The 22,272-nt window shown below is 72.9% G+C and carries 21 protein-coding genes; 6 read left to right on the top strand and 15 right to left on the bottom strand.

Annotation, left to right across the window (positions count from 1 at the left end; genetic code table 11):
* Window positions 1–29 precede the first annotated feature (29 nt).
* Both GA0070624_RS28485 and pgl read left to right on the top strand, forming a co-directional pair.
* Window positions 30–1,046, top strand: a complete 1,017-nt coding sequence (locus GA0070624_RS28485) for a glucose-6-phosphate dehydrogenase assembly protein OpcA (protein ID WP_091345960.1) — start codon at window positions 30–32, stop codon at window positions 1,044–1,046.
* A 116-nt stretch (window positions 1,047–1,162) separates the two neighbouring features.
* Window positions 1,163–1,933, top strand: coding sequence for a 6-phosphogluconolactonase (gene pgl, locus GA0070624_RS28490; protein ID WP_091345963.1), 771 nt, complete (start codon window positions 1,163–1,165; stop codon window positions 1,931–1,933).
* A gap of 37 nt (window positions 1,934–1,970) precedes the next feature.
* Here pgl and GA0070624_RS28495 read toward each other — a convergent pair whose 3' ends face one another.
* The 8 genes from GA0070624_RS28495 to rapZ form a co-directional block, all read right to left on the bottom strand.
* Complete coding sequence (locus GA0070624_RS28495; protein ID WP_091345965.1) at window positions 1,971–2,312, bottom strand: RNA polymerase-binding protein RbpA; 342 nt, start codon at window positions 2,310–2,312, stop codon at window positions 1,971–1,973.
* 131 nt (window positions 2,313–2,443) lie between these two features.
* The gene (secG, locus tag GA0070624_RS28500) at window positions 2,444–2,707 is read right to left on the bottom strand and encodes a preprotein translocase subunit SecG (RefSeq protein ID WP_091345967.1); all 264 of its coding nucleotides are present in this window, start codon (window positions 2,705–2,707) and stop codon (window positions 2,444–2,446) included.
* Window positions 2,708–2,803: 96 nt separating this feature from the next.
* Window positions 2,804–3,595, bottom strand: a complete 792-nt coding sequence (gene tpiA, locus GA0070624_RS28505; protein WP_091345969.1) for a triose-phosphate isomerase — start codon at window positions 3,593–3,595, stop codon at window positions 2,804–2,806.
* The gene (locus GA0070624_RS28510; protein WP_091345970.1) at window positions 3,595–4,794 is read right to left on the bottom strand and encodes a phosphoglycerate kinase; all 1,200 of its coding nucleotides are present in this window, start codon (window positions 4,792–4,794) and stop codon (window positions 3,595–3,597) included. The genes tpiA and GA0070624_RS28510 overlap by 1 nt, the downstream gene beginning before the upstream one ends.
* Window positions 4,791–5,795, bottom strand: coding sequence for a type I glyceraldehyde-3-phosphate dehydrogenase (gene gap, locus GA0070624_RS28515; protein ID WP_091345971.1), 1,005 nt, complete (start codon window positions 5,793–5,795; stop codon window positions 4,791–4,793). Before gap ends, GA0070624_RS28510 begins: the two co-directional genes overlap by 4 nt.
* A gap of 263 nt (window positions 5,796–6,058) precedes the next feature.
* Entirely contained in the window at window positions 6,059–7,039 is a 981-nt protein-coding gene (gene whiA, locus GA0070624_RS28520; protein WP_088992890.1) for a DNA-binding protein WhiA, read from the bottom strand.
* A gap of 54 nt (window positions 7,040–7,093) precedes the next feature.
* On the bottom strand, window positions 7,094–8,083 hold the full coding sequence (locus GA0070624_RS28525) for a gluconeogenesis factor YvcK family protein (RefSeq protein ID WP_091345972.1): 990 nt from the start codon (window positions 8,081–8,083) through the stop codon (window positions 7,094–7,096).
* A complete protein-coding gene (rapZ, locus tag GA0070624_RS28530; protein WP_425413561.1) occupies window positions 8,080–8,964 on the bottom strand; it encodes an RNase adapter RapZ in 885 nt (294 codons plus the stop codon). Before rapZ ends, GA0070624_RS28525 begins: the two co-directional genes overlap by 4 nt.
* A gap of 310 nt (window positions 8,965–9,274) precedes the next feature.
* Between rapZ and recQ the strand changes: the two genes are divergently transcribed.
* Entirely contained in the window at window positions 9,275–11,119 is a 1,845-nt protein-coding gene (recQ, locus tag GA0070624_RS28535; protein WP_091345973.1) for a DNA helicase RecQ, read from the top strand.
* 25 nt (window positions 11,120–11,144) lie between these two features.
* Here the strand turns inward: recQ and uvrC are convergent, their stop codons facing one another.
* The 5 genes from uvrC to rsgA all read right to left on the bottom strand — a co-directional run bounded on the left by uvrC (window position 11,145) and on the right by rsgA (window position 18,858).
* Entirely contained in the window at window positions 11,145–13,088 is a 1,944-nt protein-coding gene (gene uvrC, locus GA0070624_RS28540) for an excinuclease ABC subunit UvrC (protein ID WP_091345974.1), read from the bottom strand.
* Window positions 13,089–13,228: 140 nt separating this feature from the next.
* Window positions 13,229–13,717, bottom strand: coding sequence for a Rieske (2Fe-2S) protein (locus GA0070624_RS28545; protein ID WP_091345975.1), 489 nt, complete (start codon window positions 13,715–13,717; stop codon window positions 13,229–13,231).
* Window positions 13,718–13,882: 165 nt separating this feature from the next.
* Window positions 13,883–14,326, bottom strand: a complete 444-nt coding sequence (locus GA0070624_RS28550; protein WP_091345976.1) for a Rieske (2Fe-2S) protein — start codon at window positions 14,324–14,326, stop codon at window positions 13,883–13,885.
* 143 nt (window positions 14,327–14,469) lie between these two features.
* Window positions 14,470–17,412 (bottom strand): excinuclease ABC subunit UvrA, encoded by a 2,943-nt coding sequence (gene uvrA / locus GA0070624_RS28555; protein ID WP_091345977.1) that lies wholly within the window; start codon window positions 17,410–17,412, stop codon window positions 14,470–14,472.
* Between the two features lie 399 nt (window positions 17,413–17,811).
* Window positions 17,812–18,858, bottom strand: coding sequence for a ribosome small subunit-dependent GTPase A (gene rsgA / locus GA0070624_RS28560; protein ID WP_091350001.1), 1,047 nt, complete (start codon window positions 18,856–18,858; stop codon window positions 17,812–17,814).
* Between the two features lie 180 nt (window positions 18,859–19,038).
* On the opposite strand from rsgA, the gene GA0070624_RS28565 reads away from it, so the two are divergent.
* Complete coding sequence (locus GA0070624_RS28565) at window positions 19,039–19,758, top strand: maleylpyruvate isomerase family mycothiol-dependent enzyme (protein ID WP_091345978.1); 720 nt, start codon at window positions 19,039–19,041, stop codon at window positions 19,756–19,758.
* A 9-nt stretch (window positions 19,759–19,767) separates the two neighbouring features.
* Window positions 19,768–20,421, top strand: coding sequence for an MBL fold metallo-hydrolase (locus tag GA0070624_RS28570; protein ID WP_091345979.1), 654 nt, complete (start codon window positions 19,768–19,770; stop codon window positions 20,419–20,421).
* A 66-nt stretch (window positions 20,422–20,487) separates the two neighbouring features.
* Here GA0070624_RS28570 and GA0070624_RS28575 read toward each other — a convergent pair whose 3' ends face one another.
* Both GA0070624_RS28575 and GA0070624_RS28580 read right to left on the bottom strand, forming a co-directional pair.
* On the bottom strand, window positions 20,488–21,111 hold the full coding sequence (locus GA0070624_RS28575; protein ID WP_091345980.1) for a DedA family protein: 624 nt from the start codon (window positions 21,109–21,111) through the stop codon (window positions 20,488–20,490).
* Window positions 21,112–21,210: 99 nt separating this feature from the next.
* Complete coding sequence (locus tag GA0070624_RS28580) at window positions 21,211–21,903, bottom strand: class I SAM-dependent methyltransferase (protein WP_091345981.1); 693 nt, start codon at window positions 21,901–21,903, stop codon at window positions 21,211–21,213.
* A gap of 165 nt (window positions 21,904–22,068) precedes the next feature.
* Between GA0070624_RS28580 and GA0070624_RS28585 the strand changes: the two genes are divergently transcribed.
* Complete coding sequence (locus tag GA0070624_RS28585) at window positions 22,069–22,272, top strand: cold-shock protein (RefSeq protein ID WP_091345983.1); 204 nt, start codon at window positions 22,069–22,071, stop codon at window positions 22,270–22,272.

Below are 22,272 nucleotides of genomic sequence, written 5' to 3' on the forward strand. Positions count from 1 at the left end.
AGTGTGAGCGAGCGGACCGGGAGGCTCCAGTGATCGGCCTGTGGGACACCACCGGCAACGAGGTGGTCAAGGCGCTCGCCGCCGAGCGGCGCAGCGCGGGCGGGGTGGCCAGCGGCATGGCGCTCACCCTGATCGTGGTGGTGGAGGAGAAGCGGGTCCGCGAGGCGGAGGCGGCGGCGACCATCGCGGCCGCCGCCCACCCGTGCCGGATCGTGATGGTGGTCCGCTCGGACATCGAGCGCGAGCGCAACCGGCTGGACGCGGAGATCGTGGTCGGCGGCCGGCTCGGCCCGTGCGAGGCGGTGGTGACCCGGATGTACGGCCGGCTCGCCCTGCACGCCGAGTCGGTGGTGCTGCCGCTGCTGGTGCCGGACGTGCCAGTGGTGACCTGGTGGCACGGCGAGCCGCCGGCCGAGATCGCGACCGACTTCCTGGGCGTGGTGGCGGACCGGCGGATCACCGACGCGGCCCAGGCCGCCAACCCGGTCGCGGCCCTGGAGCAGCGGGCCCGGGACTACGCTCCGGGCGACACCGACCTGGCCTGGACCCGGATCACCCTGTGGCGCACGCTGGTCGCCGGGGCGTTCGACACCATCGAGGCGAAGGTCACCGAGGCGACCGTGGTGGCGCCGCGCACCGACCCGACCGCGGCGCTGATGCGCGGCTGGCTGGCCGCCCGGCTCGGCATCGACCCGATCTGGGAGAGCACCACCGAGTTTCCGCGGATGCGAGGGTTGCAGCTGCGCTGCGCCAACGGCGACGAGCTGACGCTCATCCGGGAGGAGAACATGGCGACCTTCCGGCGTACCGGCCAGGAGGACCGGATGCTGCCGCTGGTCCGGCGACCGCTCGGCGACGAGCTGGCCGAGGAGCTGCGCCGGCTCGACGCCGACCAGGTGTACGCGGAGGCGCTCGGCGCCCTCGCCGGCATCTCGGGCCTGCAGCAGCGTCCCGCCCAGCGCGTGCACCTGTGGAAGGACCCGGCGACCGCGCAGCGGGCCGAGGCCGGGATCACCGCGCACGGCGGCACGACCGCGAACCACTGAGCCGGCTCCCGGGACCCTGCGGACGGCCGGTACGCCGGGCGCGGGCCGGGACCGCTCGGCGGGTCGGACAGCACAGGTGACCGCGCCAAGCGGTCGGAACACGAAGGCACGGACGAATGAGTGAGGCGAGTGTCGCCGTACACGCGGATGCCGACCTGCTGGCGCAGGCGGTGGCGGCCCGGTTCGTGGTGAAGCTGCTCGACGCCCAGGCGGACCGGGGCGAGGCGTCGGTGGTACTGACCGGCGGGCGGATCGCCGCGGCGGTGTACCGGGCGGCGGTGGCGCTGCCGGCCCGGGACGCCGTCGACTGGTCCCGGGTCGACGTCTGGTGGGGCGACGAGCGGTTCCTGCCGGCCGGCCACCCGGACCGCAACGAGACCCAGGCCCGGGCGGCGCTGCTGGACGCGGTGCCGCTGAACCCGGCGCGGATCCACCCGATGCCCGCCTCCGACGGGCCGGCGGGCGCCGACCCGGAGGCGGCCGCGGCCCGGTACGCCGAGGAGCTGGCCAGCGCGGCCCGGCCCGGCCACGCCGCGCTTCCCCACTTCGACGTGCTGCTGCTGGGGGTCGGCGAGGACGGGCACGTGGCGTCGGTCTTCCCCGAGCACCCGGTGCACTACGAGAGCCGGCCGGTCAGCGCGGTCCGGGGCAGCCCCAAGCCGCCGCCGGTGCGGATCACGCTCACCCTACCGGCCATCAACACCGCCGAGGAGGTGTGGCTGGTGGCCAGCGGGGCGGACAAGTCCCGGGCGGTGGGCATGGCGCTGGCCGGGGCGGGCCCGGTGCAGCTGCCCGCGGCCGGGGTGCACGGCGTCGGTCGTACCCTCTGGTTGCTGGACCGGGCCGCGGCGGCCGAGGTGCCGCCCCGGCTGCGCAGCCTGCGCTGAACGGGCGCAACCCCGGCGGTCTCCGGGCTGCCGGGCGTCAGCCGCCGCGGCGCTCGCGCAGCGCGGCGAGGGCCTCGGCGAGGATGGCCTCGGCCTGCTCCGGGGTGCGCCGCTCCTTCACGTACGCCAGATGGGTCTTGTAGGGCTCGGTGCGGGCCCGCCCGGGCGGGTGCTCGGCGTCCGGCCCGGCCGGCTGGCCGCAGCGCGGGCAGTCCCACACCGGCGGCGCCTCGGCCTCGGCCGCGATCAGGAATTCGACGCGGTGGTGGTTGCCGCACCAGTAGGTGACTGCCCGGCGCGGGGCCGGCTCGGACCGTTCGGTCGGCCGTTCGGGGCCGGACCCGATCCGGGTGCCCCGGATGGCGTTGCGAGTCGCCACGGCTGCTCGCTCCTGTCGTCGAGAGGGGACCGCCGCTCGGATGGGCGGCGGGCGACGCGGTGCCGCGAAAAGGACTGCGCGCGGCCCGTCGTGACGGACCGCGCGCAGATTGTACGACTCGACCGGCTGGGTCAGGCTGCCCCGCTGCCGAGCTGGAGGCGGAGCCAGAGCCCGATCCCGACGATGCACGCGAACCAGATGATCCCGACCAGAACGGTGTAACGGTCGAGGTTCTTCTCGGCCACCGAGGACCCGGCCAGGCTGGAGCTGACGCCGCCGCCGAACATGCTCGACAACCCGCCGCCCTTACCTCGGTGCAGGAGGATCAGCAGGGTGAGCAGGATGCTCGTGATGACCAGCAACACGATCATCGTGTACGCGAACCAGATCGGCATGGCGGGGGTCAGTCCTCTCGTTGCGATCATCTACCCGGTCCTGTCGGGCACGGTGGCACCGACCGGCGGACGGGCGGGGTCAAGGATAGCGAGCCGTCAGCGGGCCATGTGCTCCGGGAACCGGCAGATCTGCGCGAATTCCTCGGCGTCCAGGCTCGCCCCGCCCACCAGGGCCCCGTCCACGTCCGGCTGGGCCATGATCGCCGCGACGTTCGACGCCTTGACCGACCCGCCGTAGAGGATCCGGACCTGGTCCGCGGTGGCCGCGCCGAAGGTCTCGACCAGCCGCTTGCGCACCTCGCCGCAGACCTCCTGGGCGTCCTCCGGGGTGGCCGTCTTGCCGGTGCCGATCGCCCAGATCGGCTCGTACGCGACGACGACGCTGGTCACCTGCTCCGGGGTGAGCCCCTTCAGCGCCGCGTCCAGCTGGTCGCAGCAGTGCGGGACGTGCCGGAGCTGCTCCCGGATCTCCAGCCCCTCCCCGATGCAGAGGATCGGGGTGAGCCCGTTGCTGAGCGCCGCCGCGACCTTGGCGTTGACCACGGCGTCGTCCTCGTAGTGGTAGGCCCGCCGCTCGGAGTGGCCGACCACCACGTAGGTGCAGCCGAGCTTGGCCAGCATCGGCCCGGAGACGTCCCCGGTGTACGCCCCCGACTGGTACGGCGACAGGTCCTGCCCGCCGTAGCCGATCAGCAGCTTGTCGCCCTCCACCACGGTCTGTACCGTGCGCAGGTCGGTGAAGGGCGGCAGGACCACCGTCTCCACCTCGGTGAGCTGCTTCTCGGTGAGGCTCGCCGCCAGCTTCTGCAGCAGGAGGTTCGCCTCGAGGTGGTTCAGGTTCATCTTCCAGTTGCCGGCCATCAACGGCCGGCGGGTGACGGCCGCCATCAGTCCTCCAGCGCCGCGATGCCGGGGAGGGTCTTGCCCTCGAGGTATTCCAGGGAGGCACCGCCACCGGTGGAGATGTGATCGAACGCCGACTCGTCCAGCCCGAGAGTCCGGACCGCAGCCGCCGAGTCACCGCCGCCCACGACGGTGAACGCGTCGGACTTCGCGATCGCCTCGGCGACCCCGCGGGTCCCGTTGGCGAACGCCGGCATCTCGAACACGCCCATCGGGCCGTTCCAGAAGATCGTCCGCGCCCCCTTGAGGGCGGCGGCGAACCCGGCCACCGTCTCCGGGCCGATGTCGAGCCCCACCATCTTGTTCGGGATGGCGTCCACGCGGACCGTGTCGTGCGCGGCGTCGGAGGCGAAGGCGACCGCGGCCACCACGTCGACCGGGAGCAGGATCTTGCCGCCCGACCGCTCGAGGAGGCTGTGGCAGGTCTCGACCATCTCCTTCTCCAGCAGCGAGCTGCCCACCTCCAGGCCCTGCGCCTTGAGGAAGGTGAAGCACATGCCGCCGCCGATGAGCAGCCGGTCGACCTTCGGCAGCAGCGCCTCGATCACCGCCAGCTTGTCGGAGACCTTCGAACCACCGAGCACCACCACGTACGGCCGCTCCGGGTCGCCGGTCAGCTTGCTGAGCACCTCGACTTCGCGCAGCACCAGCCGGCCGGCGAAGTGCGGCAGCCGCGCCGGCACGTCGTACACGCTGGCGTGCTTGCGGTGCACCGCGCCGAAGGCGTCGTCGACGTACGCCTCGCCGAGCGCGGCGAGCTGGTCGGCGAAGGCGCCCCGCTCGGCGTCGTCCTTGCTGGTCTCGCCCTTGTTGAAGCGCAGGTTCTCCAGCAGGGCGACCTGGCCGTCGGCGAGCCCGTCCACGGTGGAGCGGGCGGAGTCGCCGACCGTGTCCTCGGCGAACCGGACCTCGGCTCCGAGCAGCTGACCGAGGCGGGCGCCGACCGGGCGGAGGCTGAACTGCGGGTCCGGCGCGCCCTTCGGGCGGCCCAGGTGCGAGCAGACCACGACCTTCGCGCCGGCCTCGGTCAGCGCGGTCAGCGTCGGCAGGACGGCCCGGATCCGGCCGTCGTCGGTGATCTCACCGGTCTGCTTGTCGAGCGGGACGTTCAGGTCGGCGCGCACCAGCACGCGCCGACCCGACACCCCCTCGGCGAGCAGGTCGTCGAGGCTGCGGATGCTCACAGCGACTGACCCACCAGCTTGACCAGGTCGAGAAGGCGGTTGGAGTAGCCCCACTCGTTGTCGTACCAGCCGACCACCTTGACCTGGTTGCCGACCACCTTGGTCAGCGGCGCGTCGAAGATGCAGGACGCCGGGTCGGTGACGATGTCCGTGGAGACGATCGGGTCGTCGTTGTAGACCAGGATGCCCTTGAGCGGGCCGTCGGCGGCGGCCTTCATCGCGGCGTTGACCTCGTCCACGCTGGTCTCGCGGTTGACGTTGACCGTCAGGTCGGTGGCCGAGCCGGTCGGGACCGGCACCCGCAGCGCGTAGCCGTCCAGCCTGCCCTTCAGCTCCGGCAGCACCAGGCCGATCGCCTTGGCGGCGCCGGTCGAGGTCGGGACGATGTTCAGCGCGGCGGCCCGGGCCCGGCGCAGGTCCTTGTGCGGCGCGTCCTGCAGGTTCTGGTCCTGGGTGTACGCGTGGATGGTCGTCATCAGACCCTGCTGGATGCCGAACGTGTCCTGCAGGACCTTCGCCATCGGGGCGAGGCAGTTGGTGGTGCACGAGGCGTTGGAGATGATGGTGTGCTTGGCCGGGTCGTACTTGTCGTGGTTGACGCCCATGACGACCGTGACGTCCTCGTTCTTCGCCGGGGCGGAGATGATGACCTTCTTGGCACCGCCGTCGATGTGCGCCTTCGCCTTGGTGGCGTCGGTGAAGAAGCCGGTGGACTCGACGACGATGTCCGCGCCCGCCTCGCCCCACTTCAGTTTGGCCGGGTCCTTCTCGGCGAACGCCTTGATGGTCTTGCCGCCCACGCTGATCTCGTCGTCGGTGGCCTTCACCTCCTGCGGGAGGCGGCCCAGGATGCTGTCGTACTTGACAAGGTGGGCGAGCGTCGCGTTGTCGGTCAGGTCGTTCACCGCCACGACCTCGACGTCAGCGCCGGACGCCAGCACTGCCCGGAAGAAGTTGCGGCCGATCCGGCCGAAGCCGTTGATGCCAACCCGGATGGTCACAGGTCCCATCTCCTCGCGTTCTGGTCCGCCGGCGTCAGACCCGGGCCGGCGGAGTGGTGTGCGCCGACCGTTGGAGCCGGCCGTTGACAGTTCATCTCGGCCGCCCCGCCGCGGTCCGGAGGACCTGACCGCCCGAGGCGGTGAGCACGGCGAGGAGTGCCTGTGCCGGCCCCCTTGCCGTACGCAGCGACCTTATCCGAGCATGTGGCACCGCGCTGCGCCGGGTGGTGATCCGGCCCGCATCGTGGCACCCCACCGTCCTATCAGACCACGAGCATGTCGGGCGTGACGGCCGCTTCCGTATCCGGGATGCCCAGGTCGCGGGCCCGCTTGTCGGCGAGCGCCAGCAGCCGGCGGATCCGGCCGGCGATGGCGTCCTTGGTCAGCGGCGGGTCGGCCAGCGCGCCCAGCTCCTCCAGCGAGGCCTGCCGGTGCTCCAGCCGCAGCCGGCCGGCCGAGGTGAGGTGGTGGGGCGCGTCGTCGGCGAGGATCTCCAGCGCGCGGGTCACCCGGGCCGCGGCGGCCACCGCGGCGCGGGCCGAGCGGCGCAGGTTGGCGTCGTCGAAGTTGGCCAGCCGGTTTGCGGTCGCCCGGACCTCGCGGCGGACCCGCCGCTCCTCCCAGGCCAGCACGCTGGAGTGGGCGCCGATCCGGGTCAGCAGCGCGGCGATCGCGTCGCCGTCCTTGACCACCACCCGGTCCACCCCGCGCACCTCGCGGTTCTTGGCGGTGATGCCGATCCGGCGGGCCGCGCCGACCAGGGCCAGCGCCGACTCCGGGCCGGGGCAGGTGATCTCCAGGGCGCTGGAGCGGCCCGGCTCGGTCAGCGAGCCGTGCGCCATGAACGCGCCCCGCCAGGCCGACACCGCGCAGCAGACGTTCGCGGCGACCACGTGCGGCGGCAGGCCACGCACCGGACGGCCGCGCACGTCCAGCAGGCCGGTCTGCCGGGCGAGCGCCTCGCCGTCCTTGACCACCCGCACGATGAAATGGCTGCCCTTGCGCAGGCCGCCCGACGCCAGCACGTGGATCTCGCTCGGGTAGCCGTAGACCTCGGCGATCTCCCGCCGGAGCCGCCGGGCCACCGCCCCGGTGTCCAGCTCGGCCTCCACCACCACGCGACCCGACACGATGTGCAGGCCGCCGGCGAAGCGCAGCAGGGCCGCCATCTCCGCCCGCCGACAGCAGGGCTTCGGCACGTCGACCCGACTCAGCTCGTCCTTGACCGCGGCCGTCATCGCCATAGTGCGCCCCCTCACGGACCGGTACCGGCGTGTCGCCGGTGATTACGTAGGTGCTTAACGATCGGCGCGCAGGACAGGCACCAGCGCGGCGCCCAGGGCGGCCGGATCATGACGGGGCGTGCCGTCGGTGACGGCGACGGGAGCGAGGACCAGCCGGGCACCCAGCGATTCTGCCGCACCTTCGACCGCTTCGGGGTCACCCACCGCCTTGGAGTCGGCCAGCACCATGTCCACCTTCAACTCGGGCAGATAGCGGTGCAGGGTGTCCAGATGGTCGGCCAGGGAGAGGCCGAGCGTCTCCTTTTCCGCCACCAGGTTGAGGGTGACCAGCCGCCGGGCCGGGCTGGCGACGATCGCGTGCGCCAGCCCCGGCACCAGCAGGTGCGGCAGCACGCTGGTGTACCAGCTACCGGGCCCGAAGATCAGCCAGTCCGCGTCGGCCACCGCGGCCACCGCCTCGGCGCAGGCCACCGGCGCGGCGGGGGTGAGCCGCAGCGACTCCACCTGCCCGGCGCTGACCGCGACCTGGTGCTGGCCGCGTACGGTGCGGACCTCCTCGGGGTGGTCAGCGTCGGCACCGCGGACCCGGGCCTCGATGCCCACCGGCTGCCGGGACATCGGCAGCACCCGGCCGACCGCGCCGAGCATCGCGCCGGCGTGGTCGAGCGCGGCCACCGGGTCGCCGAGCAGCTCCATCAGGCCGCAGAGCACCAGGTTGCCGACCGCGTGCCCGGCCAGCGGGTCCGCCCCGCTCCCCGCGCCGGTGCCCGCCTTGCCGACGGCCGCGAAGCGGTGCTGGAACAGCCCGGCGCTGCGTCGGGTGGCCGGATGGTCGCCGGCCAGCGCGACCAGGGCCTGCCGCAGGTCGCCCGGGGGCAGCCCGCCCCGCTCGGCGCGCAGCCGGCCGCTCGATCCGCCGTCGTCGCCGACGGTGACCACCGCGGTGATGTCGAGGTCGAGCTCCGGTACGCAGTGCCGCAGTGCCCGCAGGGACGCGGAGAGGCCGTGCCCGCCGCCGAAGGCGACCACCTTCGTCTGGGTCATTCCCGCCCCAGGTCCCGGTGCTGGGCGTTGGCGGCGATGCCGGACTGGCGCAGCCGGGCGGCCAGCTCCTCGGCGATCGCGACGCTGCGGTGCTTGCCGCCGGTGCAGCCGACGGCGACGGTCAGGTAGCGCTTGCCCTCACGTTCGAACCCGGCGGTGGTGGCGTTGACCAGGTCGGCGTACCCGGCCACGAAGGCGTCCGCGCCCTCCTGGCCCAGCACGTACGAGCTGACCGCCTCCTCCCGGCCCGTGTGCTCGCGCAGTTCGGGCACCCAGTACGGATTGGGCAGGAACCGGGCGTCCATCACGAAGTCGGCGTCCGGCGGCAGGCCGTACTTGAAGCCGAAGGAGATCACCGTGATCCGCAGCCGGCGGGAGTCCTCGCCGCCGAAGAGCTCCTCCACCCGGCGGCGGAGCTGGTTGACGTTGAGGTGGCTGGTGTCGATGATCACGTCCGCCTGGTCCCGGGCCTCCTCCAGCAGGGCGCGCTCGACGGCGATGCCGTCGGCGAGCCGCCCCTCGCCCTGCAGTGGGTGCGAGCGGCGGACGCTCTCGAACCGGCGGATCAGCACCTCGTCGTCCGCGTCGACGAAGACCACCCGGGGAGAGAACCCGCGGTCCTTCAGCTCCCGGATCGCCCCCGCGAGATCGGTGGAAAAGGCGCGCGACCGGACATCCAGCACCATCGCCGTACGCCGGGCCGCGCCGCCGGCCTTGAACGCCAGCTCCGCCATGTCGAGCATCAACGCCTGCGGCAGGTTGTCGACCACGTAGTAGCCGACGTTCTCCAGCGCCCGGGCCACCGTGCTGCGACCGCCGCCGGAGAGGCCGGTGACCACCACCAGGCTGGTCTCCGCCTCGGTCGGCGCGGGCTGCCCCAGCGCCGTCTCCGCCGGCGTGTCGGCCAGCACCTGCTCCTCCGCCGTCCGCGCCTCGCTCACCCGCTACCCCCAAGCCGTGGCGCCGCGGCCATTCGGCCGCGCGTGGTCAATCAGCGACTTTAACCGTTGGGACCCCGCCCGGGATTCCACGGGTGACGACGGGAACACCGGCATGTCCGGTTTCGGGGCCGCCGTACCACCCGGCGGGGCCGGGGCGCGCCTTCCTCCGGGCCCTGGCCGTGCCGCCGCGACGCCCTTCAACGGCGGTTCGTCCGATCAGGGTGTCGGGGTCGGTTCGTAGGATGCGCCAATGGTCTCCCCCACCGATCTGCGGACCGAGGACGCGCTGCGGGTGCTCCGGCGGGTGTTCGGCTACGACGCCTTCCGGGGCTTCCAGCGGGAGGTCGTCGACCACGTGGTGGCCGGCGGCGACGCGCTGGTGCTGATGCCGACCGGTGGCGGCAAGTCGCTCTGCTACCAGATTCCCGCGCTGGTCCGGGACGGCGTGGCGGTCGTCGTCTCGCCGCTGATCGCCCTGATGCAGGACCAGGTCGACGCCCTGACCGCGGTCGGCGTGCGGGCCGGCTTCCTCAACTCGACCCAGGATCCGGACGCCCGGCGCCGGGTCGAGGCGGCTTTTCTCGCCGGCGAGCTGGACCTGCTCTACCTGGCTCCGGAGGCGCTGGCCGTCCGCTCCACCGTCGCGCTACTCGACCGCGGCACCATCGCGCTCTTCGCCATCGACGAGGCGCACTGCGTCTCCCAGTGGGGTCACGACTTCCGCCCCGACTACCTCAACCTGTCGATGCTGCACGAGCGGTGGCCCGGCGTACCGCGGATCGCGCTGACCGCGACCGCGACCAGCGCCACCCGCGCGGAGATCGCCACCCGGCTCAAGCTCACCGAGGCCCGGCACTTCGTGGCCAGCTTCGACCGGCCCAACATCCAGTACCGGATCGTGCCCAAGCGGGAGCCGCGCAAGCAGCTGCTCGCCCTGCTGCGCGACGAGCACCCCGGCGACGCCGGCATCGTCTACTGCCTCTCCCGCGCCTCGGTGGAGAAGACGGCCGAGTTCCTGGTCCAGCAGGGCATCCCGGCGCTGCCCTACCACGCCGGCCTGGACGCGGCGACCCGCGCGGCCAACCAGCAGCGCTTCCTGCGCGAGGACGGCCTGGTCATGGTGGCCACGATCGCCTTCGGGATGGGCATCGACAAGCCCGACGTCCGCTTCGTCGCCCACCTCGACCTGCCCAAGTCGGTGGAGGGCTACTACCAGGAGACCGGCCGCGCCGGCCGGGACGGCCTGCCCTCCACCGCCTGGCTCGCCTACGGGCTCCAGGACGTGGTGCAGCAGCGGAAGATGATCGAGACGTCGGAGGGCGATCTGGCGCACCGCCGCAACCTCGCGACCCACCTGGACGCGATGCTGGCCCTCTGCGAGACGGTCCGCTGCCGCCGGGTCCAGCTGCTCGAATACTTCGGCGAGACGGCGACGACCGCGTGCGGCAACTGCGACACCTGCCTGAGCCCGCCCGAGTGCTGGGACGGCACGGTCGCCGCGCAGAAGCTGCTCTCCACCGTCTTCCGGTTGGACCGGGAGCGCAACCAGCGGTTCGGCGCCGGGCACTGCATCGACATCCTGCTCGGCCGGCGGACCGACAAGATCACCCAGTACGGCCACGACTCGCTGACCGTCTTCGGCATCGGCACCGAGCTGCGCGAGGCCGAGTGGCGGGGCGTGGTCCGGCAGCTGCTCGCCGAGGGCCTGCTGGCCGTCGAGGGCGACTACGGCACGCTGGCGCTGACCGCGGCGAGCTCCGAGGTGCTGGGTCGGCGGCGCACCGTGACCATGCGCCGCGAGCCGGAGCGGCCGGCGTCCGGCCGGGCGGCGAAGCCCCGGGGCGCTGCCACCATCGTCGCCGAGCTCTCCCCGGCCGCCGCTTCGGTCTTCGAGCGGTTGCGGGCGTGGCGGGCGACCACCGCGAAGGAGCAGGGGGTGCCGGCGTACGTGATCTTCCACGACGCCACCCTGCGCCAGATCGCCACCGACGCGCCGGCCTCGCTCGCCGAGCTGTCCCGGATCAACGGCGTCGGCGAGAACAAACTGGCCAGGCACGGCGAGCAGATTCTGACCGTGATCGCCGAGGAGCCCTGACCACCGCGGCCCGGCCACTCGGGGGTCAGTCGGTCGTCGGGGCCTTCGCCTCGCCGTCGTGCAGGGCGGCGAGGATCGCCTCCGCCGTCCGCTTCCCCACCCCGGGGACCTCGGTGATCTCCTCGACCGTCGCGGCCGAGAGCCGCTTGAGCGAGCCGAAGTGTCGCAGCAGCGCCTTGCGCCGCACCTCGCCCAGCCCGGGGATGTTGTCCAGCGCCGAGGCGGTCATCCGCTTGGACCGCCGCTGCCGGTGGAAGGTGATGGCGAACCGGTGGGCCTCGTCCCGGACCCGCTGCAGCAGGTAAAGCCCCTCGGAGGTGCGCGGCAGGATGACCGGGAACTCGTCGTCGGGCAGCCAGACCTCCTCCAGCCGCTTGGCCAGCCCGCACAGCGCCACGTCGTCGATGCCCAGCTCGGCCAGGGCCTGCGCGGCCGCCGCGACCTGCGGCGCGCCGCCGTCGACCACCACCAGTTGCGGCGGGTACGCGAACTTGCGCGGCCGGCCGGTGGTGGGGTCGATGCCGGGCCGGTCCGGGTCGCTGGCGGTCTCGTCGCCGATCTCCCCGGTCTCGGCGCGGGCGTCGAGGTAGCGGGCGAAGCGCCGGCGCAGCACCTCCGACATCGCCGACAGGTCGTCGGTCGCGCCCCGGACGATGAACCGGCGGTATTCGCTCTTGCGCGGCAGCCCGTCCTCGAAGACCACCATGCTGGCGACCACGTCGGTGCCCTGGATCTGCGAGACGTCGAAGCACTCGATGCGCAGCGGCGAGGTACGCATGCCGAGCCCGTCGGCGATCTCGTCGAGCGCCTTGCTGCGGGTGGTCAGGTCACCGGCCCGCTTGAGCTTGTGCCGGGCCAGCGCGTCCTTCGCGTTGCGCTCCACGGTCTCCAGCAGCGACTTCTTGTCGCCGCGCTGCGGCACCCGCAGCGACACCCGGCTGCCCCGGTGGGTGGCCAGCCAGTCCGCGAGGGCGTCGGCGTCGGTGGGCAGCGCGGGCACGAGCAGCTCCCGGGGCACGTCCGCCTCGCCCTGCTCGCCGCCGTAGACCTGGGTGCAGAAGTGGTGCACCAGGTCGCCCATGGTGAGGTCCTCGGTCTTCTCCACCACCCAGCCACGCTGGCCGCGAACCCGGCCGTCGCGGACGTGGAAGACCTGGACGGCCGCCTCCAGCGGGTCGTCGGCGAAGGCCACCACGTCGGCGTCGGTGCCGTCGCCGAGCACCACGGTCTGCTTCTCCATCGCCCGGCGCAGCGCCGCGATGTCGTCCCGCAGCCGGGCCGCCCGCTCGAACTCCAGCTGCTCGCTGGCCTCGATCATCTCCCGTTCGAGCTTGCGGACCATGGTGTCGGTGCGGCCGGCCATGAAGTCGCAGAAGCCGTTGACGGTCTCCCGGTGCTGCTCGGCGGAGACGCTGCCGACACAGGGCGCGGAGCACTTGCCGATGTAGCCCAGCAGGCACGGACGGCCGACCTGCCCGGCCCGCTTGAACACGCCGGACGAGCAGGTCCGCGCCGGGAAGACGCGGAGCAGCAGGTCGAGCGTCTCGCGGATGGCCCAGGCGTGCGAGTACGGCCCGAAGTAGCGCACTCCCTTGCGCTTGGCGCCCCGCATGACCTGCAGCCGCGGATACTCCTCGTCGAGGGTGACGGCCAGGTAGGGGTAGGACTTGTCGTCGCGGTAGCGGACGTTGAACCTCGGGTCGTACTGCTTGATCCAGGTGTATTCGAGCTGGAGCGCCTCGACCTCGGTGCCCACGGTGACCCAGTCGACCGACTCGGCGGTGGTGACCATCTGCTGGGTGCGCTGGTGCAGGCCCCAGAGGTCGGCGAAGTAGGAGTTGAGTCGGCTGCGCAGATTCTTCGCCTTGCCGACGTAGATCACCCGGCCGGTGCCGTCACGGAAGCGGTAGACCCCCGGCGACTCCGGGATGGTGCCGGGTGCCGGACGGTAGGTCGAGGGGTCAGCCACGCCAGCAAGCGTAGTCCCCACCCCCGACACCACCCCGCCGCCGCGCGGTCGCCCCGACACGTTGATCATGGAGTTGGCCGGCAGCCGGGGAGATCGACATCGCCGCCAACTCCATGATCAACGGGAGCTGGCTGGCCGGGTCAGGCGAGGGAGATCTGGTCGCCGGTGACCTTGATGTTCTTGGGGGCCAGGGGGCGAGTCGCGGGGCCCTGCTTCACCGAGCCGTCGGCGATGGAAAATTTGCTGTTGTGGCAGGTGCAGTTGATGGTGCCGCCGTCGACGTTCGACACCGGGCAACCCTGGTGGGTGCAGATCGGGTCGAAGCCCTTGAACTCACCCGGGTTCGGCTGGGTGATCACCACGCCCTTGCTGGCGAAGACCGCCCCGCCGCCGACCGGGATGTCCGTGGTGCGTGCCAGCGGGCCGGTGGTGTCCCGGTTGCCGCCCGCGGGGTCGCCGGCGCTGCTCACGCTCGGGCCACCGCTGGTCGGGGCCGTGCCACCGCCGGTCTCGCCCGCGTCACCGCCGCAGCCGGCCAGCACGACCGACGCCCCGACCGCGCCTACGCCCGCGAGCAGTGTCCGTCGCGTCTGCGTACCCGGTCCGGTCAGCACCTGATCGTCACTCATCTCCCGGCCTCTCTCTCGGCTGCCGCCGCCCCATCATGATCCGCGGCCACACTGCTGGACACGGATCACTGTGCCGCCCGGTTCATACGGTTGGGTCACCGTATGGATATCGGAGCGGGCGGACCCGGCCGCCGCCGGGGTCCGCCCCGTCCGTGCCGTCCGGAATCAGGCCAGGGAGATCTGGTCGCCGGTGACCTTGATCTCCTTGGCCGGGAGAGGCTTGGTGGCCGGGGGCGCCTTGACCGAGCCGTCGGCGATGGAGAACTTGCTGGCATGACAGGGGCAGTTGATGGTGCCGCCCTCGATGCTTGTGACCTTGCAGCCCTGGTGGGTGCAGATCGCGCTGAAGGCCTTGAATTCACCGGGCTTCGGCTGGGTGACCACGACATCCCGGTCGGCGAATATCTTGCCGCCACCGACCGGGATTTCGCCGGTCTTGGCCACGGGCTGGCCACTCTGAGCGGGGGACGTGGGGCCGGCGGCCGCGTGGCCGGAGTCGTCGCTGCCGCAGCCGGCCAGTACCGCCGCCGCGCCGACCGCGCCCGCACCGGCGAGCAGTGCCCGGCGGGTCTGGTTACCCGGTTCGGCGAGCACCTGATCGTCACTCATGACGCCCCTCTCTGCCGCCGCGCCCGTCATGATCCGCGGTCACGTTCCTGCCACGGATCACCCTGCCAGAGATTTCACCCGCTTTGCGCGGATTCCGGCCGGCCGGGGCCGGCCACCTAACCGGGTACGCGGCCGCGAGGATGTCAGCGCGCGCCGGCCGGCACCTTCTTCGACCTCCGGGGCGTGGTGCCGTTGGCCTTCGCCGCCCGGTTGGTGGCCGCCGTGGCGCCCTTGGCCTCGCCGTCGAGGTTGAGCACGTGGCGCAGGAACTGCCCGGTGTGGCTCTCGGCCACCTCGGCGACCTCTTCCGGCGTGCCGGTGGCGAGCACCGTGCCGCCCCGGTGGCCACCCTCCGGGCCCATGTCGATGATCCAGTCGGCGGTCTTGATCACGTCGAGGTTGTGCTCGATGGTGATCACCGTGTTGCCCTTGTCGACCAGCCCCTCGAGCACCATCAGCAGCTTGCGGATGTCCTCGAAGTGCAGGCCGGTGGTCGGCTCGTCCAGCACGTAGACCGTCCGGCCGGTGGAGCGCTTCTGCAGCTCGGAGGCGAGCTTGACCCGCTGCGCCTCACCGCCGGAGAGCGTCGGCGCGGGCTGACCGAGGCGGACGTAGCCCAGGCCGACGTCGACCAGCGTCCTGAGGTGCCGGTGGATGGCCGGGATCGCGGAGAAGAACTCGGCCGCCTCCTCGATCGGCATCTCCAGCACGTCGGAGACGGTCTTGCCCTTGTAGTGCACCTCCAGGGTCTCCCGGTTGTACCGGGCGCCCTTGCAGACCTCACAGGGGACGTAGACGTCCGGGAGGAAGTTCATCTCGATCTTGATCGTGCCGTCGCCGGAGCAGGCCTCGCAGCGGCCGCCCTTGACGTTGAACGAGAACCGGCCGGGGCCGTACCCGCGGACCTTGGCCTCGGTGGTCTCCGCGAAGAGCTTGCGGATGTGGTCCCAGACCCCGGTGTAGGTGGCCGGGTTGGACCGCGGCGTGCGGCCGATCGGCGACTGGTCGACGCCGACGACCTTGTCCACCTGCTCCAACCCCGTCACCCGGGTGTGCCGGCCGGGGACCAGCCGGGCGCCGTTGATCTGGTTGGCCAGTACGGCGTGCAGGATGTCGTTGACCAGCGTCGACTTGCCGGAGCCGCTGACCCCGGTGACCGCGATGAGCTGGCCGAGCGGGAACGAGACGGTCAGGTTGCGCAGGTTGTGCTCGCGCGCCCCGTGCACCACCAGCTCCCGCCCGGGGGTTTGCGGGCGACGCTGCCTTGGCGTCGGGATCGACTTGCGCCCGGACAGGTACGCCCCGGTGACCGACTCCGGGTTCTCCAGCAGCGCGGGCACCGAGCCGCTGTGCACGATCTCGCCGCCGTGCTCACCCGCGCCCGGGCCGATGTCGACGATCCAGTCCGCGGTGCGGATGGTGTCCTCGTCGTGCTCGACCACGATCAGCGTGTTGCCCAGCCCGCGCAGCCGGACCAGGGTCTCGATCAGCCGGTGGTTGTCCCGCTGGTGCAGGCCGATCGACGGCTCGTCGAGCACGTAGAGCACGCCGACCAGGCCGGAGCCGATCTGGGTGGCGAGCCGGATGCGCTGCGCCTCGCCGCCGGACAGGGTGCCGGCGGGGCGGTCCAGGGAGAGGTAGTCCAGACCCACGTCGAGCAGGAACTTGAGCCGGGCGTTGATCTCCTTGAGCACCCGCTCGGCGATCAGCTTCTGCCGGTCGGTGAGCTCGATGCCGGCGAGCAGGTCGGCCGCCTCCCCCACCGACAGGTTGCAGACCTCGGCGATGCTCTTCCCGGCCAGGGTGACCGCGAGCACCTCGGGCTTGAGCCGCGCGCCACCGCAGGCCGCACAGGGCACGTCCCGCATGTAGCCCTCGTACTTCTCCCGCGACCACTCCGACTCGGTGTCGGAGTGCCGCCGCTCGATCCACTGCACCACGCCCTCGAAGCCGGTGTAGTAGGAGCGCTCGCGGCCGTACTTGTTGCGGTAGCGGACGTGCACCTGGTCGTCGGAGCCGTGCAGGATCGTCTTCTGCGCCCGGGACGGCAGCGCCCGCCACGGCGTGTCGATGTCGAAGTGCTCCGCCTCGCCGAGGGCCTCGAGCAGGCGGAGGAAGTATTCCAGGTTGTGCCCGCTCGACCAGGGCTGGATGGCGCCCTCGCGCAGGGTGCGCTCCGGGTCGGGGACGACCAGCTCCGGGTCGACCTCCTTCTTGGTGCCGAGGCCGGTGCACTCCGGGCAGGCGCCGTACGGCGCGTTGAAGGAGAAGACCCGGGGCTCCAGGTCCTCGATCGCCAGCGGGTGGTCGTTGGGGCAGGCCAGGTGCTCGGAGTAGCGGCGCTCCCGGCCCGGGTCGTCCTCGGGCAGGTCGACGAAGTCGAGCAGGACCAGACCGCCGGAGAGGCCGAGCGCCGCCTCCACCGAGTCGGTCAGCCGCTGCTTGGCGCTGGCCTTGACGGCGAGCCGGTCGATCACCACCTCGATGGTGTGCTTCTCCTGCTTCTTGAGCTTCGGCGGCTCGGTCAGCGGGTGCACCACGCCGTCGACCCGGGCCCGGGCGTAGCCCTTGGCCTGAAGCTCGGCGAAGAGGTCGACGTACTCGCCCTTGCGGCCGCGGACGACCGGGGCGAGCACCATGAACCGGGTGCCCTCGGTCATCCCGAGCACCCGGTCGACGATCTGCTGCGGGGTCTGCTTGGAGATCCGCTCGCCGCAGACCGGGCAGTGCGGCTCGCCGATGCGGGCGAAGAGCAGCCGGAGGTAGTCGTAGACCTCGGTGATGGTGCCGACGGTGGACCGGGGGTTGCGCGAGGTGGACTTCTGGTCGATGGAGACCGCGGGGCTCAGGCCCTCGATGAAGTCGACGTCCGGCTTGTCCATCTGCCCGAGGAACTGCCGGGCGTACGAGGAGAGCGACTCTACGTAGCGGCGCTGCCCCTCGGCGAAGATCGTGTCGAAGGCCAGGCTCGACTTGCCCGACCCGGAGAGCCCGGTGAAGACGATCAGGGCGTCCCGGGGCAGGTCGAGACTGACGTCACGGAGGTTGTGCTCGCGCGCGCCACGGATGATCAGTCGGTCGGCCACGGTGGGTGTACTCCCGGGTGAGTGAATCTGTCCGCTCCGGAGCGGCTCTGAGCGGTTTAGCGGGGCGCAGGAAAGACGCTCAGCAACTTTAGCCCCGAGGTACGACAGTTTTCCGCGCCCGCCCATTCCCCCAGCTCAGGGCGGTCGGGCCGGCCGTGTCGCCGGGCGCCGTCCGACCGTCGGCGATGACCCGCCGCGTGGAGGCGTCCCCGACGACCGGGACGGTCGGTCGCACGCTTTGCTCTGCTGCAGCGGAGGCGACAGTGACGCGGCCTCGGTGTTGCACGGGCTGCAGCAGGGCAAAGCGGTCACCGCACACGGGCTCCGCCGCAGCCGCCCCGACCGCCCATACCAGGGGTGGGCAGGCAGCGGCAGGCTCCGCCGCATCCCCCGCCGTGGTCAGGGGCGGGCCGCGCGGCGCCGCCCGCCCCGCCAGCCGCCCCGCCGCTCGGCGGCCAGCCGCGCCTCCCGCCGCCCGGTCTCGAAGGCGATCTCCCGCTGGAGCCGGCGCCAGCTCTCCCAGCGCCGGGCGGTCAGCTCGCCGGTCGCCAGGGCCTCCCGGACCGCGCAACCGGGCTCCGCGTCGTGCGCGCAGTCGCCGTACCGGCAGCCGGTGGCCAGCTCGGCGATGTCGGCGAACGCCCGGTCCAGCCCGACCGAGCCGTCGAGCAGACCGACGGCCCGGACGCCCGGGGTGTCCACCACCGCACCGCCGCCGGGCACCGGGATCAGCGCCCGCCAGGTGGTGGTGTGCCGACCCTTGCCGTCGACCCGGCGGATCGCCTGGGTCGGCATGACCACCGCGCCCGCGAGGGCGTTGACCAGGCTCGACTTCCCGGCGCCAGAGGGCCCGAGCAGGCCGAGCGTGCGGCCGGGGGCCACGAAGGGGCGCAGCGGGTCGAGCCCGGCGCCGCGTTCGGCGCTGACCGCCAGCACCGGCACCCCGGGCGCGACGGCGGCGAGCTGCCGGGCGATCGCGGCCGGGTCGGCGGCCAGGTCGGACTTGGTGAGGACGATCAGCGGCCGGGCCCCCGACTCGTGCACCAGGGAGAGCGCCCGCTCGACCCGGCCGACGTCCGGCTCGGGATGCACCGGCTCGACGATCGCGGCGGCGTCCAGGTTGGCGGCGAGCACCTGGCCGCTGGCGTCCTTGCCGGCGGTGCGCCGAATCAGCGCGGTGCGTCGGGGCAGCACCGACTCGACGGTCACCCGCCGGTCCGGCCAGGTGCCGACCAGCACCCAGTCGCCCGCGCAGGGCAGCGCGGTCAGGTCACGGGCGGCGGCGGCCAGCACCCCGCCGCCCAGGCTGGCGCGGACCGGGCCGTCCGCGCAGAGGACGGTGCAGACGCCGCGGTCGACCCGGGCCACCCGGCCCGGACGGTGGTCGCGTCGTACGTGTGCCGCCCGCTCGGCGTCCCAGCCGAGGGCGGTCAGATCGATGGTCATGGCATCCTCATCGGTGTCGAGGCGGAACATGGCGAAACACGCGTGCTACGACCCGGCATGATCACCACCTCCGCTCCGACGTCCCGGTGCCGCGTTCGAGGACGACGGTAGGGGGCGCACGGACGCACCGAAACCTATTTCCCCGGCGACGCGGCCGCGCCGTACCGTTAGGGTCGGTGCGTGACCACCGATCCGCTGCTGCTGACCGGCGAGGTGGACGACGCCACGGCCCGCCTGGTGCGCACCGCGGCCGCCCTCGACACCGCCGACGTCGCCGCCGCTTCCCTGCTACCGGGCTGGACCCGGGGGCACGTGCTGACCCATCTGGCCCGGAACGCGGACGGCTTCGTCAACCTGCTCACCGCCGCCCGCACCGGCGGGCGGATCCCGATGTACGCCAGCGCCGCGGCCCGGGCCGCCGACATCGAGGCCGGCGCCGCCCGGCCGCCGGCGGCTCACCTGGAGGACCTGCGCCGGTCCGCGGACCGGTTCGGCGAGGCGGTCGCCGCCATGCCGGCCGAGGCGTGGACCGCCACGGTCGAGACGCCGCGCGGTCCCCGGGTGGCCACCCTGCTGGTCTGGGGCCGGCTGCGGGAGATCGAGGTGCACCACGTGGACCTGGCCGCCGGCTACCGTCCGGCGGACTGGCCCGAGGCGTTCAGCCACCGGCTGCTGCACGAGGTCGCCACCGACCTGGCCGACCGCTCCGCCGCGCCGGCAATGGTGCTGCGCTTCGAGGGCAGCGGCTGCCACGAGCTGGTCATCGGCGACCGCGAGGGCGCGCCGGCGGTCTCCGGCCCCGCCCCCGAACTCGCCGCCTGGCTGATCGGCCGCGGCGTGGGCGAGCTGCTCACCGTCGCCCCCGACGGTCCCCTGCCGATCCCACCGGAATGGATATAGGAACCCGCCATGACCTACACCGGAGACGTCACCCCCGGCGGCGCACCGGCCGTACGCGAGCTCGACCGGCTCACCATCACCAAGGTGTCGGTGGGGCCGATGGACAACAACGCCTACCTGCTGCGCTGCCGGGACACCGGCGAGCAGGTGCTGATCGACGCGGCGAACGAGGCGCCCCGGCTGCTCGAGCTGATCGGTGACGATGGGCTCACCAGCGTGGTCACCACCCACCGGCACATGGACCACTGGGTGGCCCTGGAGGAGGTGGTCGCCAAGACCGGCGCCCGCCCGCTGGTGCACGCCAACGACGCCGCCGGGCTCCCGATCGACGCGGAGCCCCTCGCCGACGGCGACCCCGTCGCGGTCGGCGACTGCGCCCTGGAGGTCATCCACCTCGAGGGACACACCCCCGGCTCGATCGCCCTGCTCTACCGCGACCCGTCCGGGATCCCGCACCTCTTCACCGGCGACAGCCTCTTCCCCGGCGGAGTGGGCAACACGGACCAGGACCCGGAGCGCTTCGGGCAGCTCATCGACGACGTGGAGCACAAGCTCTTCGACCGGCTGCCGGACGAGACCTGGTTCTACCCGGGCCACGGCAAGGACAGCACCCTGGGCGCGGAGCGTCCGTCGCTGCCGCAGTGGCGCGCCCGCGGCTGGTGACCGCACCGGCCGGTGCGGACTGCCACGGCCGCCGCACCCGCCACCACCGCCCGACCCGGCGACCCGTCAGGCGGTCGGACCGACCGTGGCCAGCGCGCGCAGCCGGTGCCGGGTGCCGAGCAGCACCGGACCGGCGAGCAGCAGGCCCACCGCCATGGTGACCGCCGTCGGGCTCGGCGCCCCGGGCAGCAGCGCGGTCAGCGCCCGGGCCGCGGTGCCGAGCAGCACGTAGAGGCCGGCCCAGAGCGTCGCGCCGAGCGCCGCGCAGCCGAGGAACCTCCGGTACGACATCCGCAGCCCACCCGCGGCCAGCGGCAGCAGCGCGTTGAACACCGGCAGGAAGGGTGCGACCAGCACCATCCGGCCGCCGCCGCGGCGCAGGATCACCTCGGCCGCCGACCACCGCGACTCGCCGATCCAGCCGCCCACCCGGCTGTGCCGCAGCCGCTCGCCCCAGCGCCGTCCGGCGAGGAAACTGAGCGACCAGCCGGCGAGGCAGCCGGCCACCACCGCTGCCACGGTGGCCAGTCCGGTCGCCGGCCGCCCCGCGCCCACCGCCGCGAGGACCGCCGCGTCGCCGGGGACCAGCACCCCGAGCAGCGGTACGGCGTCGGCGACCATCACCATGCCGAGGATCCCCATCAGCAGAGTGGTGGGCAGGTCCCCGACCTGGGCCAGCAGATCCGTCATGCCCGTACGCTATGGCCGCCGGATCGCCCGCACATCCGGTCCGATCCCCCAGCGGGCCCTGATCTCGCCTCGGGGTCGACCCCGAGCCCACCCGGCCGGTCACGCCGGACGGAGCACCTGCACCGGGCGCACCGGCGAGCCGACGCAGGGTTCGGTGCTGAGCACCGGGTAGCTGGCCACCGTCTCCAACCGGTCCGGCGGCAGGTGTCCCCGATCGGGGTCCCCGATCAGCACGTCCGCGCCGCCGGCGGCGGCCCGGCACAGGAACGCCAGCACCCGCTCGGCCATCGCAACGTCGTAGAGCACGTCCCCGGCCAGCAGCAGGTCCGCTGTCACCTCGCTGTCCAGCAGGTCGTCACCACTCGCCGCGACCACGACCCGGTTGGCCCGAGCGTTGACGGTGACAGCGGCGACCGCGTACGGGTCGATGTCGTTGGCGACCACCCGCTCGGCCCCGACGAGCGCGGCGGCGATCGCCACCAGCCCGGACCCGGCGGCCAGGTCGAGCACCCGCCGCCCCGCGGCCAGCTCGGGATGGTCGAGCAGGTGGCGGGCCAGCGCCTGCCCGCCGGCCCAGGCCGAGGCCCAGTACGGCGGCGGCAGGGACCGACCCGCCTCCGCCTCCATCCGGGCCCACCAGACGATCGCGTCCTCGGCCAGGTGCAGCCGCACCTCCGGCACGAACGGCGTCCGCACCAGCCGGAGCCGGTCCAGACCGGCGCCCGGAGCGGCGATCTCCCGCTCCAGCTCGGCCAACGCTCTCGCCGTGGGACCCCTCACCGGCGCAAGCATGCCCCGTCCCGCCCCCGACCGGGCGGCTTTCGTTCCGGAAGGATTCCCGAAACGCCCCGGCGCTTCCGCCAGCGGAACGCTGTCCGGGCGGTTACTGTCGGGGAGGTACAGGGCGATCATCGGCCTCGCGGCCGGTGCTCACCCGCTTTGAGCAGGGAGAGATGCATGGCAACCGGCACGGTCAAGTGGTTCAACTCGGAAAAGGGCTTCGGCTTCATCGAGCAGGACGGCGGAGGCCCGGACGTCTTCGTCCACTACTCGGCCATCCAAGCCGGCGGCTACCGGGAGCTGCACGAGGGCCAGAAGGTCGAGTTCGACGTGACCCAGGGGCAGAAGGGTCCGCAGGCGGACAACGTCCGTCCGCTGTAG

The sequence above is a fragment of the Micromonospora rhizosphaerae genome, assembly GCF_900091465.1.
Lineage (GTDB): Bacteria > Actinomycetota > Actinomycetes > Mycobacteriales > Micromonosporaceae > Micromonospora > Micromonospora rhizosphaerae.